Origin of the sequence: Williamsia muralis (assembly GCF_002735905.1) — a bacterium.
Taxonomy (GTDB): Bacteria; Actinomycetota; Actinomycetes; order Mycobacteriales; family Mycobacteriaceae; genus Williamsia; species Williamsia muralis_A.
The window spans coordinates 124,487-145,449 of sequence record NZ_PEBD01000010.1 but is presented as its reverse complement, the minus strand read 5'-3'; the positions used below and the strand labels follow the sequence as shown (position 1 = coordinate 145,449).

1 protein-coding gene is annotated in these 20,963 nt (G+C 65.8%); it reads right to left on the bottom strand.

The features are described from left to right. Window positions 1-11 precede the first annotated feature (11 nt). A complete protein-coding gene (locus CSW57_RS14470) occupies window positions 12-20,957 on the bottom strand; it encodes a non-ribosomal peptide synthetase (RefSeq protein WP_189339276.1) in 20,946 nt (6,981 codons plus the stop codon). Window positions 20,958-20,963: the final 6 nt, after the last annotated feature.

Below are 20,963 nucleotides of genomic sequence, written 5' to 3'. Positions count from 1 at the left end.
CAAAAGGTCTTTCAGCTTCGGGAATCAGAGATGAACCGGCGCAACCGATCTCCCCAATCCGCAACGACGTCGTCGTCAAGCATCTCTCGATGCCCCTTTATGGTCGATGAATATTCCACCTTTCCAACGATGTGATGACGCCAGTTAATGGTGTCTAGATTGCCGTCCACCCCTGCCTGCAACAGCAAAGCATCCGCGTGTACCTGTCCTTGCGTCGGCCTCGCGAGATGCTCGGTGGCGGTCGCGCCCGACTTCAACATGCCTCGTACGTCGGACTTTTCGATCCCCGGCCACAGCGGCGCCACATCGACGGCGTGATCCACGAGCTCGTCCACCGTCGAGAAGCCTCCAGGGTGGTCGATGCTGAATGCGTAGCAGAAGTCGTCGATCGACTCCTGAAGCGACATCGCTCCCGTGATGTAACCCGGTTCCGGTGTCGGGCCCGAGTCGAGCAGCGTCAGGCTGACCAGTCTCGAGTCGCTCTGCTTCTCGATCAGTTTGGCGAGCGCAAACGCCAAGTGCGCGCCGTACGACCAACCGAGCAGATGGATGTCGCCACCATCGGCCACACGGTCGATGAGGTCGAAGTACCAGCGCGCAGTCGCATCCAGATCGCCCATGTCCATCTCGGATTCGAACAGCGAGACGTTCTGCAGCCCGTACACGGCCACGCCGTCCGGTACGTGGGCCACCAAGCGGTCGTACATCACGGCTGATCCCGACGCGGGATAGGCACAGAACAGGTGCTCGGTGTACTCGGCCTCGGCCGTCGGAGAAAGCCTCAGCAGCACGGAGTCCCGCAGATGATCGGTATCCGAGTGATCGGTCGACCGGTCGATCAGGTTCGCCATCGTCGAGACCACCGGACTCTCGAAGATGTTGCGAACACCCACCTTCACACCGAACTCCGCAGCTATTCGGGATGCCAGCCGCACAGCGGTGAACGAATGCCCCCCGAGATCGAAGAAGTTGTCGTCGGCCGACAGTTCGACGTCACCGAGTCCCAGTACCTGCGCCACCAGTTCCCCGACGGCCCTTTCGGTTCCGGGTGACAGAGCCCGCCCGTCACGGCCGTGCCCGCTCACCTCCACCGCGGGAAGGGCGGACCGGTCGAGCTTTCCGTTGGCCGTCACCGGCAACACGGCGAGCATGGTGAACGCCGTGGGCACCATGTGGGCCGGCAGTCGAGAACCGCACCAGTCGCGCAGATCATCGTCGAACGCAGTCGGGTCGTCAGCGACCTCGCCCGTTGTGTAATACGCGGCCAGCGTCTTTCCCGACGATGGGTGGTCGACTGCGATCACGGCGGCCGACGACACCCGGGGGTGGCCGTCCAGGATTGCGGCGACCTCGCCGGGTTCCACACGCTGGCCTCGGATCTTCACCTGGTCGTCCACGCGTCCGACGTACTCCAGGCCACCGTTGTCGCCGGTTCGCACCAGATCTCCTGTGCGATAGAGGCGTCCGCCGACTCCGGTCGGATCTGCGATGAACCGCGATGCAGTCAGCCCGAAACGATCGTGGTAACCATGGGCCAACTGCGCGCCTGACAGGTACAGCTCGCCCACCGCACCCGCGGGGACCTGTCGTAGCCATGGATCAAGCACGAGCACAGCGCAATTGGCCACCGGCCATCCGATCGGAACAAATCCTTCACGTTGTTCACCGGGTACCGCTCCACAGTCGAAGTACATCACCTCGCCCGATTCCGTCGGCCCGTAAATGTTGAGGACGTTGGCGCCCAGCGACGACTCGACCGAGTCGGCCAAACTCCAGCGAAGTGCCTCACCGGCGAGCAGGACCTCGGCCACCCGGGCCCCGGCGTCCGCGTCGACGTTCTCCACGAGGATGTCGGCCATCGACGGCACGAAGTTCACGCGTTCGATATCGTGGCGGGTCACCGCGTCGACGATCTTCCACGGATCGCGATGATCGCCGGCCGCGAGAACCACCACGGCGTGCCCCTCCACCAGCGGCGAGAGCAGTTCGGGCAGTGACACATCGAACCCGATCGGCGTCTTGACAAGAATCGGCCCGGTCAACGGGTACCGTCTGCGGCCCCATTGCAACCGGTTGGCCAGCGCCCGGTGCGAGACAACAACGCCCTTGGGCTGCCCGGTTGTCCCCGACGTGTAAATCAGGTAGGCGGCGTCATCGGCGAACAGAGGTCGGCTCCGGTCGTCGTCCGTGATCGGCGCATCCGATTCCTCGGCGCTGCTGCCGATCGCCAGGACGTCGATCACCGGGATGTCGCCGGTACCAGCCGAACCGTTCCAGTCTGGCGAGTTGGTCACCAGCACAGTCGGCGAAGAGTCCTCGAGCAGGTAGGTGATCCGCTCCTCGGGATAGGAGGGATCGATCGGCAGGTAGACGCCGCCGGCGCGCAACACCGCAGCCATCATCACCGGCAGCCATTCGTCCCGTTGCGCGACCACGGCAACGTGGTCGCCGACGTGTACGCCCGCGCCGATCAGATGGCGGGCCAACCGGTTCACCCGGCCTTCGAGCTCTGCGAACGACCACTCGATCGCGCCGTGTACAACCGCGACGCTCGACGCGAACTCAGCTGCAGCGCCTCGTAGCAATCCGTCGACCGTGATTGTCTCGTGGACGGTCGTTGCCCCAGGGGCCTGAGCGGATCGGGTGATGTCGACGTCGACAGGTAGCAGCTGCGCAGCAGCGAGCGAGGTGTCGAGATCCTCGGCCACCACTTCGAGTACCTGCACCAGCATCTCGATGAAACGCCTGATCGTCGATTCCTCATAGAGGTCGACCGCGTATGCCAGGTTGGCATCGATCCGCTCGCCGTCGTCGACGAAGAAGACGTCGAGGTCGGCCTTGACCACTCCGAGACTGCCACCCAGTGGATCGAGCAGGCCCAGGCCGGCTTTCGCGAGGAGGTCACGCTCGTGCGATCCGCCGGACTGGGCGACATAGCTCACCAGCACCTGCACCAGTGGGTTCGCGCCGGCGACGTGAGCGCCGTTCCCCGCGGCGACGATCTGGTCGAACGGCACCCGTTGATGTTCGAACGCGGTCAGCACGTCGTTCCTGGTGCGCTGCAACACGGTTCGGAAGGTGTCCTGTGGAAGCAAGCGGTGCCGTATCGGCACCGTGTTGACGAGGTAGCCGACCGTATTGGCCACGGTCTCCTCTGATCGGCCGCCCGTCGGCGATCCCAGCACGAGGTCGGTGCCCGAACCCAGCCGGTTCATCGCCACGGCGACCGCCGCGTGCAGGGTCATGAACATCGAGACGTCCAGCCTGGCCGCGGTCTCGCGCACGCGCGACACCAGTCCGTCGTCCAGCGAGATCTCGAGGTCGATCCCCTTGAAGCTCTGGCTGCTCGGCCGACTGTGATCTGGAGGCAGGGTGGACAGTTCCGGCGCACCGGCCAACTGGTCGTTCCAGTAGCGCACCGACTCGTCGAATCGGCCCTGGTCGAACAGCGACCGCTGCCACACCGCGTAGTCGGCGAATTGCACTGCGAGAGGCTCGAAGACAGGCGCCTGACCGCTGCGACGTGCGCAGTACGCATTCCAGAGATCCCCGGACACCGAGCCGATGGATCCCTCGTCGACAAACGCATGATGCAACGCCATTCCGACAACGAACTGGTCGTCGCCGCGGCGCATGATCACGCCTCGCAAGGTCGAGTCCGCAGCAACGGACAGTGGCCTGCTGCCCCACTGCTCGATGAGCGCAACGGTCTCGTCGTCGCTGCATCCGACTGCGTCGACGTGGTCGATCTGCATCCACCGCTCGACCGAATCCGGCGACGTGATGACCTGCACGATCGAGCCGTCGTCGGCCTCTGACAGTCGGGTGCGCAGCGGCTCGTGGCGGACGACGAGGTCACGCAGGGCGGCGGCCCACGGAACAGGTTCGAGACGGCCGGAGACGTGCCAGAGGATGGTGACCGTGTAGGTCGACCCCGCACCCGCCATCTCGTCGATCACCCACAGTGCCTGCTGCCCATAAGAAGCCGGGATCTGGTCCGGCCGCTCGATCTCGCCGATCCGCGGCAGTCCGGGTGCCTTCTCGACGTCGCCAGGACTGTCGTGGCCGTCGATGGCAGCCGCCATCTCCGCCACTGTCGGGTGATCGAAGATCGCACGAACGGAGATCGGTTGACCCAGTGTGTTGCTCAAGCGTCCGGCCAGACGCATCGCGAGCAGCGAATGACCACCCATGTTGAAGAACTCCGCATCGATCGACACCTGGGATATCCCGAGGGTGTCTGCGACGGCGGCGGCGATCGTCTTCTCCAACTCGCTCCGGGGCTCCCGCGCAACCTCTTCTGCCAGTTCGATCTCGGGTAGAGCGCGTACGTCGACCTTGCCGTTCACCGTCAGCGGGATGTTCTCGACAACCCCGATCGCCGAGGGAACCATGTAGTCGGGCAGCCGGGCCGCGAGATGATCACGCAGGTCGGAGACCTCGATCTTCGCCTCCCCCGCGGCAACGACATAGGCGTGCAACGCCTTACCGGACGAACTCTTGCGGACCACAACCGTCGCGCGCGACACGTCGTCACGATCGACGAGGGCACTGGCGATCTCCGCCGGTTCGATGCGGAACCCGCGGATCTTGATCTGGTCGTCCGAGCGCCCCAGGTACTCCAGCGACCCGTCGGGCTGACGCCTCATCAGGTCGCCGGTGCGGTACATCCGTTCGCCCGACCGCCACGGGTGGGCGATGAACGACGCGGCGGTCAGATCAGGCCGACCCTGGTAGCCCCGGCCCATTCCGGCACCGCTGAGATACAACTCGCCCGCCACGCCGTCGAGCACCGGGTTGAGCGACCGGTCGAGCAACAGTGCCATCGTGTTGAAGATCGGCCTGCCGACATTCGGGCGGTCGCTGTCGGCGAGATTCGCACCGAGCGCATTGATCGTGTACTCCGTTGGGCCGTAGAGGTTGTACGACCACAGACCGGGCCGCGCACGAAGCGTCATCCACAACGTCTCCGGGACCGCCTCTCCTCCGAGCGAGAAGAACGAGATGCCGTCGTAGCCGGGTTCGGTATGGGTGAACAGGCCTGATTCGACCAGGAGTTCACCGTAGGAGGGCGTGACGTCGAATCCGTCGATGCGGTTCTGCGCGTAGTAGGACAGCAGCGCAGCAGGATCCTTGCGCATGCTCTCACTGATGACGTACACCGAATGTCCGTCCAGCAGCCAGAACAACTGTTCCCACGAGGCATCGAACGAGAACGACGTGGTGTGCGCAATCTTCATCGGCGCGCCGCCCCGGCCTTCGGTGGCCGGGCGGAAGATGCGCTCGACGTGGTTGTAGAACATGTTGATCAATCCGCCGTACGGGACCGCAACACCTTTCGGCGTACCGGTGGAGCCCGACGTGTAGATGATGTAGGCCAGGCCGGCTGGATCGACGGCGCGCTTCCCCGTCTCAAGCACCGGTGTATCGGCCCCGGACAAGGTCTCACCCACGAGCAGCAGTTCGGGCGCGGTCTCGGGAAGGGATGACGCCAGCATCGCCGAGGTGCACACGATCGAGGACTCCGAGTCATCGAGGATGTATCCCACTCGGGCAGCCGGCAATTCGGGATCGATCGGCACGTAGGCAGCGCCGATCTCGAAGACGGCGAACATCGCGATGGCCATGTTGTGGTCGCGCTCGAGGTACAGGGCCACCCGGTCCTCCGATCCGATGCCCCGTCGGACCAGTTCGGCCGCCAGCGTGCGGACGTGCGCCGACATCTCCTCGAACGTGAGGCGTGTCCGGCCCGACACCAGCGCGGTCCGGTCGGGATGTGCCTGCACCTGACGGGCCAGCAGCGACGCTATGGACTCCGTCGGGATGTCCTGACGCACCAGGCCGGCGGTGACACCGGCAACAGCCTCGTCCTCCGACAGAACCGAGATCCTTGCCATCGGCGCATCCACATCGTTGACGAACCCGCGCACGACTCGCACGAACCGCGCCATCAGGGTGGCGACCTCGTCTGCGGTGAGAAGGTCACTGCGATAGGCACATCGGAGATGGATGGTTCGGCCGGGGTGACAGGCGATCGACACCGGGTAGTGCGTCGCGTCCTGCAGTGACACATCATCCACCGAGACCGAGCCGCCCGGACCGATCTGCGACCATTGCGCGTCGGTGTCGATCCACTGGTGGTTCTGCATCACGAACAGCGTGTCGAACAGCTGGTCCACGCCCACCGCGCTGTGCAGTTGCGACAGCTGCACATAGGGGTGTTCGATCGTCTCGAGCTGGCGGTGCTGCTGAGCGCGTAGGTGTTCACGGACCGAGTTTCCCGGGCGCACCGTGGTGCGCACCGGAACCGTGTTGAACAACAGACCGATGATCTGGTCGGAGTCCTGCAGATCCGGGCTGCGGCCTGAGGCCACCGTGCCGAACACCACGTCGTTCTGGCCCACGAGCTTGCTCAGCAGCACACCCCACGCTGTATAGAGCAGCGTCGCAACGGTGACGCCGGCGTCAGCTGCCACGGCGCGTATCGAAGCCGACAGCGTCTCGTCGAGATCCATCTCGTGGTCCCGCGCATGCGAGGCGCGGGCGGGCTCGGTGACGCCTGGACGGATCAGGGTAGGCGATTCGATGCCGCCCAATTCGCGGGCCCATACTGCGTAACCTGTTGGAGTGTCACGGGTCTGGAGCCATTGCAGGTAGTCCCGGAACGACGGCTCTGCGGGGGTGATCCGATCGGGCACCACATCGGCGGCGACATCGATCTCGTTGTACAGCGTGAACAACGCCTCCAACATCAGGCCGCTCGACCAGCCGTCCATGAGCAGATGCTCGAAGACGACGGACAACGTCCAACTCTCGGAGTCGTTCTGCAACAGGGCGAACCGCATCAGAGGCGGAGCGTCCGCTGCAAACGGCCGGCGACGTTCGTCCTGCAGGATCGAGTCGCGCCCGAGCCGGGCGGTATCTGCCTGCCGATACCACGTCCAGGGCACCTCCACCTTGGACTGGACGATCTGGAAGGTGGATTCACCGTGCACATGGAATCCGGCGCGCAGGTTCGGGTAGCGGTACAGCAATGCCGTGACCGCGGCGTGGAACCGATCCGGGTCGACTGCGCCGGCGAAGTCGATGACAAACTGTGACGAATAGACGTCCGTCGAGTCGGCAGCCTCCGCCGTCAGCAGGTGGAAGAGCAGACCCTCCTGGAGCGGACTGACCGGAAGGATCTCGGCGACCTGGCCAAATGTTGCCGACAGTTCTTCGGTGAGGTTCGCACCGACCTCCACCAGTTGCGGCGCGGCAATCTGTTCGTACACAACACCGTCGGCCCACGGGTCGGGTGAGGTCAGAAGGCCGACCACCGATCCGGTTGCTGCCAGGGCGGCGGCAACTCGTTCTGCCAGGCCCACCGCATCAATCGGCAGCGTTGTCACGACATCCACGGCCACGGCCACCCCGGAACTCTCCGTACCGGCCACGACCACATCGAGCACCAGCGAGTGGTCGCCCGGTGATGCGGTGATGCCAGGCGCCACAGAAGAACCCGCGTGATGGAGCCGTATCAGGATCTGCGCCTCGGGAAGGTCGTCGAAGACGCCGATGGTCGCGGGGCTGTGGTCGCGCAGGATCACATAACCCTCGGCCTCGGCGGCCGTCATCGCCAAGGCGTCGCGGGTCTCGTCGGCGAGATCGCCTGTTTCCGAAGCCCACCTGACCAACACGGGGAACGTCCGTCGCGCTCGCCCGATGATGTACTGCCGCATGCCTTCGCGCGACGGTTCTTCGATGTCGATGATGACACCTTCGGAGCCGAGGTCCGCAGGGGTCAGGACATCGATCAAGGTCAGGGCCTGCACCGTCGACGACACCACCGACGCACGCAGGTCTGCCAGGGCGACCGGTCCGGTTGCGGCATCAACATTCACGACTCTGCGTCCGATGCGCCGGTCTCGGTCATCGACGGCCAGGGTGATCGGATCGGCGATGTCGACATCATCTGCGAAGGCCAGCCATCGGTCACTGTGGTCGTCGACGCGGTCGCCCGCAGCGTCACGCTCGGCGTCGATCTGATCGGTCGGCGGCAGATCGATCTGCAACCGATCCGCATCAGGGGCTTGTATTACCGCAAACAGAAGAGTCTTGATCACGCCGACCGATTCGAGGTCGAAGCGGCCGTCACCGGGCACGCGGATCTCGAAGTCGTCGGCGTGCACGCCGTCGGAGGTCGAACACACGATCAACGGCGTTGTCGCTGCCGGTCGCGGTCCATCCCGATCTACGACGAGCGGCATCTGCACAACGCCGGACCCGGTCAGGCCCCACCCGAGGACCCGTAACGCGGCCTCGCGTACGTCGCTGACGCTGAACCGGGAGGCGGGCAGCCGGACACTCTCGGAGAGAACGGCTTCCGCTTCTGGGTCACCGGTTGGCATCCCGCCGGGTCGCGACCGCTCGGGTGCGATGTACTCCGAGAACAATTGCTGCACTGTCGCCGTCGGCGACTGACTGCCGGCGATCAGCAGGAATGCGGTGGTCGCCATCAGGTTCTCGATGGTTGCGGGCTCGAACAGGGCCGATGCGTAGCTGAACCACAGAGTCCAGGCGCCGTCGTTGTCGATGATGGCAACGGTGAGATCGAACTTCGCAACCGACTCGGAGCGCCCCGCATCGAGGACATCGATCGCGCGACTGAGATATCGGTGGGACTCATCAGGTACCGCTGCGCGGTACGCGGTCAACACCTGAAAGACCGGCGATGTGCTCTCGGCACTCACGCGCAGACTGGGTGACGATGCCACGAACTCGAACGGCACGTCTCGGGCGTCGAGGGATTCGAGCAGGAGCCGACGCGATTCGGCAACGTTGTCGGAAAAGCTCGCGGATGGTTCGGTCGACACCGGCACCGGAACGGTGTTGAGGTAGTACCCGATCGACTGCTCGGCATCAGGACCCTGGCGCAGCGTCGCCGGCGTACCGAAGACGGACCTGTTCGCGGCGCCGTGCGATGCCAACGCCGCAGACAGTGCGGCGTTGAGGAGCATCAGCGGCGTGACGCGACTCCGGGCGGCGAATTGTTGTACCTGTTCGACGAGTTGTTTCGGCACAACACATTCGGCTTCCGCCGCCGTCGATGCCGCCGGCCGGCCGGGGCCCGCGTGGTCGTAGGGCAGGTACGGGTACACCACGTGGTCCGCGAGCCGCATCGTGATCCGCTCGATGAGGGCGGAGCGCCCGCCCGCTGCCGAGTCGTGCACGGACCGTTCCTGGATCGCCCAGTCGGCGAACTGCCGCAGACGTCCCTGACCGTCGGCAAGCTGTTGTCGCGCAGGGTCATCGCCACTCTCAGCCCGCAGAGCGAGGTCGAGATCGGACAGGAAGACGTCGAACGACGTCTCGTCGAACACGATGTGGTGCCCCGCCACCAGCAGCCACTGACGACCGGCACTGCGCAGATGCACGAACTCGACAAGCCACTCCTCCGAGCCGTCACGTGGCCGCCCGAGGCGCTCGCCGGCCGTGCGCGCAACGTCAGCCTCCGCTACGTCGACGACGTCGTACGGAACACCGTCGGCGTCGCGTGCGTCACGGATGACCTGGACCAGATCTCCCGCACGCCAGTCGAAGTGAGTCCTCAGCGCTTCGTGGCGCCGCACCACCGACACCACAGCCCGTCGCAGGGTCTCCGCATCAAGACCCGGGTCCACCTGTAACGCATCACCGATGACGTACTGGCTGCTCGGCCCGGTTGCCTGGCCGATCGCCCAGAGCGCCTGCTGGCCATACGAAGCCGGGATATGCGCCGGCCGTTCGATTTTGCCTGGCTGCGGATGTGCGGCCGGTGCGGCGGGCTTCATCGCTGCGTCCACGGCGGCGCTGAGCTCGGCAATGGTCGGGTGATCGAACACCGACCGCAACGTCAGATCAGACCCACACCGGTCGTTGAGTAGCGCGACCAACCGTGTTGCCGTCAGCGAGTGCCCACCGAGGGCGAAGAAGTCGTCACCGGCGGCCAGCACGACGTCGGCGTCCACCCCGAGAACCCCGGCGACCGTCGTCGCGACCACACGTTCTGTATCGGTTTCCAGCTCGCGTCCCCGGCCGCTCGGGACACCCACGTCCACGGCGGGAAGGGACCTGCGGTCCACCTTGCCGTTGGCAGTCGTCGGCAGCACGTCCAGACGCATGAAGACCGACGGGACCATGTGTGACGGCAACCTGGCGCCGACCCACTCGCGTAGGTGTTCCGCGAACAGATCGTCGGACAGATGGGCACCATCGCCGAGCACGGTCACGTACCCCGCCAAAGTCACTCCGGCGACCGGATGTTCGACCGGCACCACTGCGGCGGATCCGACCCAGTGGTGGCTACCCACCACCGCGGCAACCTCACCGGGTTCCACCCGCTGGCCCCGAATCTTCACCTGATCATCGACGCGTCCCAGATACTCCAGAAGGCCATCGGCATTCCATCGGGCCAGGTCGCCCGTCCGGTACATGCGACCACCAGACCCGCGGGGGTCGGCGACAAAGCTCCCGGCCGTCAGGCCGGCACGGCGGTGATAGCCGCGCGCCAATTGCACGCCCGACACATACAGTTCACCGACGACACCTGCCGGCACTCTGCGCAACCACGAATCGAGCACCACGGCAGCGGTGTTGGTGAGCGGACGCCCGATCGGAAGGGTCCCGTCCGAGTGGTCGGCGCCGGGGTCGTACTGGCCGAGCACGACCTCGATCGTCGCTTCGGCCGGCCCGTAGATGTTCCACGCCCGCACACCGAATCTCGTGTGCAGGTCACGGGCAAGCGACAACGGCACCGCTTCGCCACCCAGCGACAGAACATTGGGTGCCAGCTCCGTCAGGGTGCCCTGCCGCAGCACCTCCTCCATGAGCGACGGGGTGAAGTCGATCCAGGCGAAGTGATTGTTGTTCAACAGCTCAGCGATATACACCGGGTCGGCGAACTGGGTGTCATCCAGATAGTGCACAACACCACCGAAGGCCAGCGGCCAGAACAACTCTGCCGCCGCCGGATCGAAACCGATTGCCGTTCTGGCCATCACGGCATCACCGGGAGCCAGTTCGCAGAGCTCCTGGCGACGACGGATCAGCTCACCGAACGCGCGGTGCGTGATGTCGACCCCTTTGGGTCGCCCGGTGGTGCCCGAGGTGTACACCACATAGACCGAGTCGTCGGCATGCAATCGACGCGAGCGTTCGTCATCGTCGACGGGCGCCGGGTCCATGGCGTCGATCCGCGACGCCACCGATGGATCGGCCAGATCAAATGTGTTGGTGCGGCCGTACATCGAGCCATCGTCGTCGCGACCGGCGGTGATCAACACCGCAGCGCCGCTGTCGTCGATCAAAAACCGGATTCGTTCGAGTGGGTAGGCGGGGTCGATGGGGACAAACGCGGCGCCGGCACGCACCACCGCGGCCATTGCAAGGGGCAGCTCCGGGCGCCGGTGGATCAGGACCGCCACACGGTCCCCGACCTCGACGCCGGATCGGATCAGGTGGCGGGCCAGCCGGTTGACACGCTGATCGAACTGCGCCGACGTGTAGGTCTGTTCTCCGAAGACCAGCGCAGGTTCCGACGGACGCTCACTGGCGGCGGCTTGGAGCATGGCGTCCACGGTCGGGTGCTCGGCAGCCAGGTTCTCGCTGCGTCCGGCATCCTGTAGCGGCACGGGGCCGAACTCGACAGCACTCAGCGGCTTGTCCGGAGCGTGGACCATCACGTCGAGGACGGCGGTGAACACGTCGACGAAACGGTCGATGGAGGCCGGTGTGTACAGCTCGGCGGCGTACGAGACACCACCCGTCAGAACGCCGTTCAGCACTTGGAACTCGAGTTCGAGGTCGGCCTTGACGGTCTTCAGAACACCGCCGACCCTCTCGAAATGGGACAGCCCGGCGGGCTGGAGGGTGTCGTCTCTGATCTGTTCGTGCTCGGTCACGATGTTCAGCAGCACCTGACACAGCGGGTTCACTCCCGGAACCCGGCCGACGCCTGATGCCGCCACAACCCTGTCGAAAGGGATCAACTGGTGGTCGAGAGCTCCCAGCACTGTTTCCCGGGTGGCGCTCAGGAATTCCCTCGGCGTCCACATCGGATGCAGGCGGTGCCGGACGGCCACGGTGTTGATGAAGTAGCCGACCGTGGACATGACTGCCGCGTCCGGACGTCCCGCGGTCGGCGAGCTGAGCACCATGTCCGAATCGGCCCCCAGCCTGTGCAAGGTCAGAGCGACCGCGGCGTGGACGACCACGAACATCGAGGAATCGGTGTCGGCAGAGAGTTGTTGCAGGGCAGCGGTTGTCGCCGAGTCGACGACAAGTCCGGTGTGGCCGCCCTGGAAGGTGGGCGTTGCCGGTCGCGGCCGATCGGGTGGAAGGGTGGACAACTCGGGCGCCCCAGCCAGGGTATCGGCCCAGTACTGAGTGCCTCGCTCGAAGGCAACGGTGTCGACGAGCTGCTGCTGCCACACCGCGAAGTCCGCATACTGCGACACAACCGGCGGCAGAGCCGGTTCCCGATTCTCTCTCAGGGCGCCGTACGCTGCCCAGAGCTCGCTCGCGACCGTGGACATCGACCACTCGTCGACAAACGCATGATGTATCGCAACCGCGAGGATGTGGCCGCCATTGTCACGCGTTGCGACGAGCGAGCGGATCGGCATGTCCGTATCGAGGGAGATCGGACTCTGTACCCAGTTCTCCACCGTGTCCCAGTCGGTGCCGACATCGGACCCGTCCAGGTGCAGATGGTCGGTGGTCAGCCACCGGCCCACGGAGTCTGCGGGTTCCACGATCTGGACAAGACCGTGTTCCCCGGCCTCCACCAACCGGGTCCTCAGCGACTCGTGGCGGCAGACGACCACTTCGAGGGCTCGCTCCCAGGCCGCCTGGTCGAAATGCCCCTCCACGTACCACTTCACCGGCACGACGTACCGGCCGCTCTCTTCCGAGAGGCCCTCGATGGCCCAGAGAGCTTGCTGGCCCGAGGAAGCCGGTATGTGCTCCGGGCGGTTCACGGCAACGGGCCGAGGCAACGCCGAAGAATCACCGGGGCCACCCGCCGCCGCATCCACTGCCCCGGCCAGACCGGCGATGGTGGGGTGATCGAACACCGAGCGCAACGTCAATGCCCGGTCGCATCGCGCGTTGAGCAACGCGATCAGCCGGGTGGCCAGCAGCGAGTGCCCGCCCAGGACGAAGAAGTCATCCTCGGCCGACAACTGGACTTCCCCGAGTCCGAGGACGTCGGCCACCAGCACGGCAACGGTGTGTTCGGTCTCCGTCGACAATGGACGGCCACGTCCACCGCCTGTCCCCAGATCGATTGCCGGCAGCGCACTTCGATCCAGCTTCCCGTTCACGGTCACCGGGAGCTCATCGAGCCGGACGAACGCAGAGGGGACCATGTGGGCGGGCAATCGCGATGCTGCCCAATCGCGCAGTTCGTCGTCGAACCCGTCGGCCACCGACCCGACAGCGTGGGCGTCGGACGTCTCGGCGCCGGGTTCTGTGTAGTAGGCGACGAGTATTGTGCCCGACACCGGGTGTTCGACCGCCACCACGGCCGCGGACGAGATGTGTGGGTGCGAGCCGACTACCGCAGCGACCTCACCGGGTTCCACACGCTGGCCCCGGATCTTCACCTGGTCGTCGGCACGGCCCGAGTACTCCAGGACACCGGTGGTGGTCCACCGGGCGAGATCGCCTGTCCGATAGATTCTCTCGCCCGAGCCGGCTGGGTCGGCGACAAACCGGGATGCCGTCATACCGGCTCGCCCGCGATAGCCACGAGCCACCTGCGCACCCGACACGTACAACTCTCCGACGACACCGATGGGTGTCGGTCGCAGCATCGGATCAAGCAGCAGCACAGCCGAATTGGCCACGGGAAGGCCGATGGGCACCGAACCGTCCCCGTCCGGCGACAACAAGTGAGTGGTCACGTCACCGGTGACCTCGGTGGAGCCGTAGAAGTTCGTCACCGCCGCGTCTGGCCACGCAGACGTGAGCTGCTCGACTGTCGGGACATCGAGTCGCTCCCCCGACACCGTCAATCGGCGCACGCCGCCCGGTGACGCACCGGACGCCGCCATGCTGCGAGCCAGCGACGGAACCATCACCACATCGGTGACACCCGCTCGTGCGCACAGCTCCGACAGTTGCGCGGGGTCTTTCGCCTCGTCTGCGGTCGCGACGATCAGCCGGCCTCCGACCACAACGATGTGCAGCATCTCGGTGAGTGCGTCGATGAAGCCGAGGCCGGATTTGGCAACGCCGACCACGTCGTCGCAGTCGCCGATGAGATGGGCGCCCCAGGACAGGCGGTTCACCAGGGAACGGTGCGACACTTCCACACCCTTGGGTGCACCCGTGGTACCCGAGGTGTAGATCACGTACACCAGGTCACCGGCCAGCAACGGCCGGTTTCGTTCCGATTCCCTGATCGGTTCGCCGGACACCGCAGCGATCATGGTGAGGGTCAACTCATCCCGGAGGTTCACGAGTCGTCCGTCGCCGAACAGATCGTCCTCGGCGCCCGGGAAGTCGGGGCCCAGGAACTCGGGGGCCACCGTGCTCAGGATGGCGGTCGGTGTGCACTCGGCCAGGATGTGGTCCCGGCGTCGCCGGGGATGCTCGGGATCCACCGGGACGTAGACCGCACCCGCGCGGATGATGGCCGCAACGCAGATGGGTAACCATTCATCGCGACCACCGATCAAGGCCACCCGATCACCGACCTGGACACCGGAGACGAGCATGTACCGGGCCAGCCGGTTCACCTGCGCGTCGAACTGCGCGTACGTCATCTCCACACCCCGGTGGACCACCGCGGTCCGGTGGTGATGGGACTGCGCAGACGCGACCAGCAGCGAATCGACCGTCGTGTCCGGCGGTACCTGCAACGCGGGTCCGGCCGAGACCTGGTTGATCACCGAAGCATCCGAGGCGCCCACGGTGTTCAGTCGCGCGATCTGAGTGTCTGTTCCCGCTCCGAATGCCTCGAGAACACGGGTGAAGCTGTCCAGGATCCTGCGGGCGGCCTCGGCGTCCACACCGGCAGGGTGGTAGGACAATTCGACAGACAATTCGGCGGCGGGAACTATGCGAAGCGTGAGCGGATAGTTCGTCGAATCGCGCCACTGCCGTAGCTTCAGAGATAGTCCGGTTGCACATTGCAGTTCACTCAGCACGGTGTCGTCGTTGACGTAGTTCTCCATCACCACGAGCGTGTCGAACAATGCCGGCATCGCGCTGAGACGGTGGATGTCGGTGAGCGAGACCTGATGCCCCTCGAGCACCGCCACGTTGAAGGCGTGCACGGTGTCGAGCACTGCATCGATTGTCATGTCGGGTGAGACGGTCACGACCGTGGGAATGGTGTTGACGAACATGCCGATGGCGGTGTCGATGCCGTCGACGTCCACGGACCGACCGGAGACCACCGATCCGAAGACCGTTGTCGCCGAACGCGTATGGATCTGTAGCGTCAGCGCCCACGCGGCCTGGACGACGGTGTTCAGCGTGATCGATCTGCGCTTGGCGAGGTTCGCGAGTTCGGCGGTCACGGGCGCGGAGAGAACCGTCTCGGCAGTGTCGGGGAAAGACGTGTCGTCCGGTTGCCAGCCACCGGCCACCAGGGTCGGTTCGGTGACCGCGGACAGCGGTCCCTGCCAGACGTCGATGGCGTGCTGTGCGTCCGACTCGGCCATCCGGCGCACGAAACGGAAGAACGTGTCGTCCACCTGCGAGGCAACGGTTTCCGGCGCTTGGTAGGCCCGCAGCAGCTCCTGGACGAGCAGCGGAGTTGACCAGCCGTCGAGTACCGCGTGGTGCGATGTGAGGACAAGAACACCTGCTGCGTCGGCGGTGAGCATCAGCGTCAGACGAATCGGTGAGCCGTGCTCCACATCGAAGCCCCGTGCCCGGTCATCATCGATGAACGTGGCGGCATCGTGTTCCGGATCCGCACTCGCCCGCAGGTCGATCACCGTCAACGGTTCGTCCACGGTCGCCGGGATGACGGCGACGGGGGTTCCGTCGTGAGCGGTCCGCACAGCCATCGTCAGCTGCGGATACCTCGTCAATACCGCTCGCCATGCGGCGCGGAGCCTGTCCTGCTGTACCGGGCCGGCAACGTCGCGAACGTGTTGCGCCGTATACAGGTCGACTCCGCCGGACGTATTGAGGGCTGAGTGGAAGAGGACACCGCGCTGGGCCGGCGTCAGTGGGTGCACCCCGAGAAGTTCCCCGTGATCGCGCTCCCATGTCGAGATGTCGTCCGTCGACACGTCGACCAGGGGAAAGTCGCTGGGCGAGTGTGCCACAACCGCTTGTGGGGAGGTGGCGTACTCCGCGAGCACCGCCAGCGCCGCCGTCCATCGGTCGGCAAGTGCACGCACTGCGGCTTCGTCGATGACCGACTCGACGTAGGCGAAATCTGCGTGCAGCTCGACTCCGGAACCGGAGACGACTGCCCTGGCGGTGATGTCGACGACCGCCGGGGCCGGCATCTCGTCGGCCGCATGCAGACCCAGTCCGGCTGTCTCCGGCGCGGATTGCCATGGCAGTTCACCGTCGCCACCGACACCGGCACCTCGGAACTGGCCGAGGTAGTTGAACGCGATCTGCGGGTGGTCCAGGGCGGCGAGCCCGGTCGCCGGTCCGGTGGCGAGGTGGCGAAGAACTCCGTAACCGATGCCCTTGTCGGGTATCGAGGACAGCGTCTCCTTCACGGTCAGGACTGCATCCAGCGCGCGCTTCCCGTGCAGCCCGTCGGCTTCGGACCGTCCGAGTTCGCTGCGCGGCAGCGGAAGCCGCACCGGGTACCACGATGTGAACCAGCCGACTGTCGCCGACAGATCCGCGCCGTCGACGACTCCCTCTTCGCGGCCGTGACCCTCCAGCCCGATGACCATCCCGTCGTGCGACATCTCATCACGATCGGTGAACAACTGGGACAGCGCCGAGGACAGCGCGCCGAGCAAGACATCGTCGACGGTTCCCGCAGCGATCCGCGGGACGTCGGTCAGTACCGCGGACGCGGTGAGCGCGGGAATCATCACACTCACGCGCCGCACATGCGCACAGGTGTCACGCTGCGGATCGAGATGCCGGTGCCCGAGAGCGGCCTCGGTCTGCCCGGCCATCGCCAGCCACAGCGGTCTCTGATGATCGAAAGCGCCTGCGGCGGCCTGGCTTGTGAGCGCTTGGGCCCACGCCACCAGCCCGGTGCCTGCGCTCGAAAGGCCTGCATCAGGCGTGCGCACATCGGAGGACGACGCGGCAGCCAGGTCGTCGGCGAGAATCCGCCAGGAGACCCCGTCCACGACGAGGTGATGGATCACCATGACGAGGCGCCCTGTGGCGCGCGCCGAATCGGTGATCCACCGCGCTCGCCACACGACGCCTGCCGCTGGGTCGAGCGCGCCCGCGAGGTCGGTCGCAACTTCTCTCAGGTGCTGCTGCCACGTCTCGGTGCTCCACCGAGTGAGCTGTCCATCAAAGCGCTCGTCACGATCGAGCCTGTCTGCCGCATCCGCGGCGACGGCACCGACCTCGAGTTGGCGTGCTTCGCCCGACCCGGCGACCCGCGAGCGCAATGCCCCGTGTCGTCCGACCACTCGGTCGAGCGCGTCGCGGAGCCGCTCCCACGTCAGATCCTCGGGGGTCACGAACACAAATGTCTGTGCGAAGGAATCGAATCCGGGTACATCGATCAGACGATGGACGATCGGCATCAACGGAGCGAGGCCGCCGTGGCCGCCTCCCGCCGCCTGGTCCCGTCCGAAGACCTCACGGCCATCAACCGCAGGAACAGCCGAGGCCGCGATCGCCGCAACCGTGCGTTGCTCGAACACCATCTTGGCTGTGGTCACCAGTCCTGCGCGCCTGGCTCGCGACACCACACCGATGGAGACGATGCTGTCGCCACCAAGGGCAAAGAAGTCGTCGTCGGCCGACAGCTGGGTCGCCGGATCGAGGCCGAGTACGTCGAGGAAGACCGCGGCGATGATGTGCTCTGCGGCAGTGCTGAGTTCGCGCCCCTGGCCGCTGCGCGCGCCGAGATCTATTGCGGGAAGCGCTCGGCGATCGAGTTTGCCGTTCGCGGTCATCGGCAATGCGTCCACCCGGACGAACACCGACGGCACCATGTGGGCGGGCAGCGCAGTCTCGGCCCAGACGCGCAGTGCGGCGTCGAGTGGCTGTCCTTCGGAGTCGGACTCGACCGCCGCGCAATAGTAGGCAGCGAGAATCGTTCCTGCTGCGGCATGTGGGTTCGCGGCGCCACTCGATTCGGCACCCCGATCGACGGCGACCACGGCAGCTGCCGTCACATCCGGATGCGATTGCACAGCGGCGGCGACCTCACCCGGTTCGATACGGAATCCGCGGATCTCGACCTGGTCGTCGATGCGGCCCAGATACTCCAGCTCGCCCGTGGCGTTCCACCTCGCAAGATCGCCGGTGCGGTACATACGGGTTCCGGACCCGTTCGGGTCGGCGACGAATCTTGTTGCGGTCAGTGAGGGACGACCGCGGTATCCGAGACCGACCTGGGGTCCGGCCACATACAGTTCTCCGACGACGCCGAACGGCGTCGTCTGCAGATGAGGGGTGAGGACGTCGGCACGCAGGCCGGGCAGCGCCCGCCCGATGACCGACGGTCCTGCGACATCGCCGCGCGGCGGCACCACGGTGTGCGTGACGTGCACCGTGGTCTCGGTGATGCCGTACATGTTGATCAACGTCGGAGTGGTCGGGTGGCGATCCAGCCATGGCGCGAGTCTGGCCGTATTCAATGCCTCGCCGCCGAATATGACCGTTCGCAGTGCGAGGTCCGGGTCGTCGGTCCGGTGCTGTTCGGTGTCGATCAGCGCATAGAACGCCGACGGTGTCTGATTGAGGACGGTGACCCGATGCGTGCGTATCGCATCTCCGATGAGGACCGGATCGCGCAGGACATCCTGGCCGACGACAACAAGCGCCGCCCCGGTGGTCAGGGGCACCCACTGTTCCCAGACGGAGAAGTCGAAGGCGTACGAATGCAACAAGATCCACACGTCGTCGGCGCGGAAGTCGAAGTGTGTGGTGGCGTCGAACAGTGCGATGACGTTGGCGTGACTGACCATGACGCCCTTCGGACGACCGGTCGTGCCCGAGGTGTAGATCAGATACGCCGCATCGGTGGGGAGCAGTCTGCGGGTGCGGTCGGCGTCGCCGACCGGTTGTGGCGATACGGTGTCGAGATCCCGCACCACCGCAGGGTCCGCGACGTCGATGATCGGCGTCCCCACGACTTCGGCGAACCGCCCGATGTCGAGCGCGTCCCCACAGTTGGTCAGCACTGCACTCGGTGCGGCGTCCTGCAGCAGGAACTCGATCCGATCGTCCGGATAGTCCGGGTCCACCGGTACGTACACGGCGCCCGCGCGCATGACGGCCGCGAGCATGACGGGAAGCCACTCGTCGCGCGCGGCCATCACCGCGATGCGGTCGCCGGTACGCACGCCCAGTGAAAGAAGGTGCCGCGCAATGCGGTTCACCCGCGAATCGAACTCTGCATAAGTGAGGTGCCGATCATCGACGGCCACCGCGACACGCTCCGGATGCACCCTGGCTGCCGTCTGCAACAGCTCGTCGATCGTCACCTCGCGGCTGACCTCGGGTTGCCCGGACACCCACTCCGACAACAGTTCGGTGTCCACGGGGTCGGCGGGAACCAGCGCGCGCAGACGATCGTCGGCCGACAGCGACGACAGCCTGCGGACGGCGCACTCGATCCGTCGCAGATGCACCCGCAGTTCTGATTCGTCGTATCGGGTGGGGTCGGCCTTGAGTTCGAGCGCGAACCCCTTCACCTTGTCGTTGTAGACGAACAGATTGAGGTCGTCGGCCGGCCCGGTGCCGAGTTCCTCGGTGACCGCGACCGTTCCCGCGAAATCGGCGTGGTAGTCAAACACATGCAGATTGATCTGCGAGAGAGCAGGTTTGACGCCGTCAGATACCTGGGCCAGGCGCTCACCCCGGTAACGCTGATGCCGGCGCACGCCGCCGAGTGCAGCCGCCGCACGGGTGATCCACTCGCCCACGTTGCCGTGTGGATCGATCTCCAGCGACACGGGCAGAACATTCACCTGCATCATCGGGGTACGCAGGCCCACCCCGCGCCGCGCCATCATCGGGATCCCGATGGTCGCCTTTGTACTGCCCGACCGATGCGAGTCGTACCAGGCCCAGAGGGCGATCATCGCCTCTCCCCAGGTGGCGCCGACCGATCGAGCCAGTTCGTCGACCCTCTCGATGACCTCCCGGTCGATCGACACGGACACGCCGATGGGCATACTCGCGCTCGGAGACGCCGGCACCAGCGACGCTGCGGAGTCTCCCAGCGATTCGGCGAAGGCACTCCAGTACTCACCATCGCGCGCGGCGACATCGCTACGCTCGTATTCGTCCTCGGCCGTGATCATCTCGGCCACGGTTCCGAACGTCGACTCCGGCACGGCCACACCCTGCGATAGCGCGGTGTACACCTGCGCCACCCGACGGGTCAGCAACGACAGCCCGTACGCGTCGAGCAGTATGTGGTGCGCCTTGAACTCCCAGACGGTCTGCCCATCGTCGAGCGACCACACCGTGGCGGCGAACAAGGGGCCCTCAGCGAGGGGTAGCGCCTCGGACATCCGCGTGCGCGCCTGTGCCCGAAGTGAATCGGCGGTGCCCACGTGGTTGCGCACCGCGATCGACGGCGGGGCAGCCGGCACCTTCCTCGACTGCAGCGGTCCCTGCGGCCCGGTGTCGAAACGGCACCACAGGACGTCGGCGTCGTGAACGGCGATGCCCACGGCGCGAGCCAGGATCTCGCCATCGCACCCCGCGGGCAGCCACAGGAGCTGCCCGATCGAGAACACCGGCGACCGAGGCGCCAATTCCTGAGCGAACCACACGCCCCATTGCGCACCCGAGAGCCTCATGCCACG

What these genes read in the sequence shown, in the direction of transcription:
- CSW57_RS14470 (WP_189339276.1), bottom strand. Translation starts at nt 20,957, where the DNA reads ATGAGGCTCTCGGGTGCGCAATGGGGCGTGTGGTTCGCTCAGGAATTG.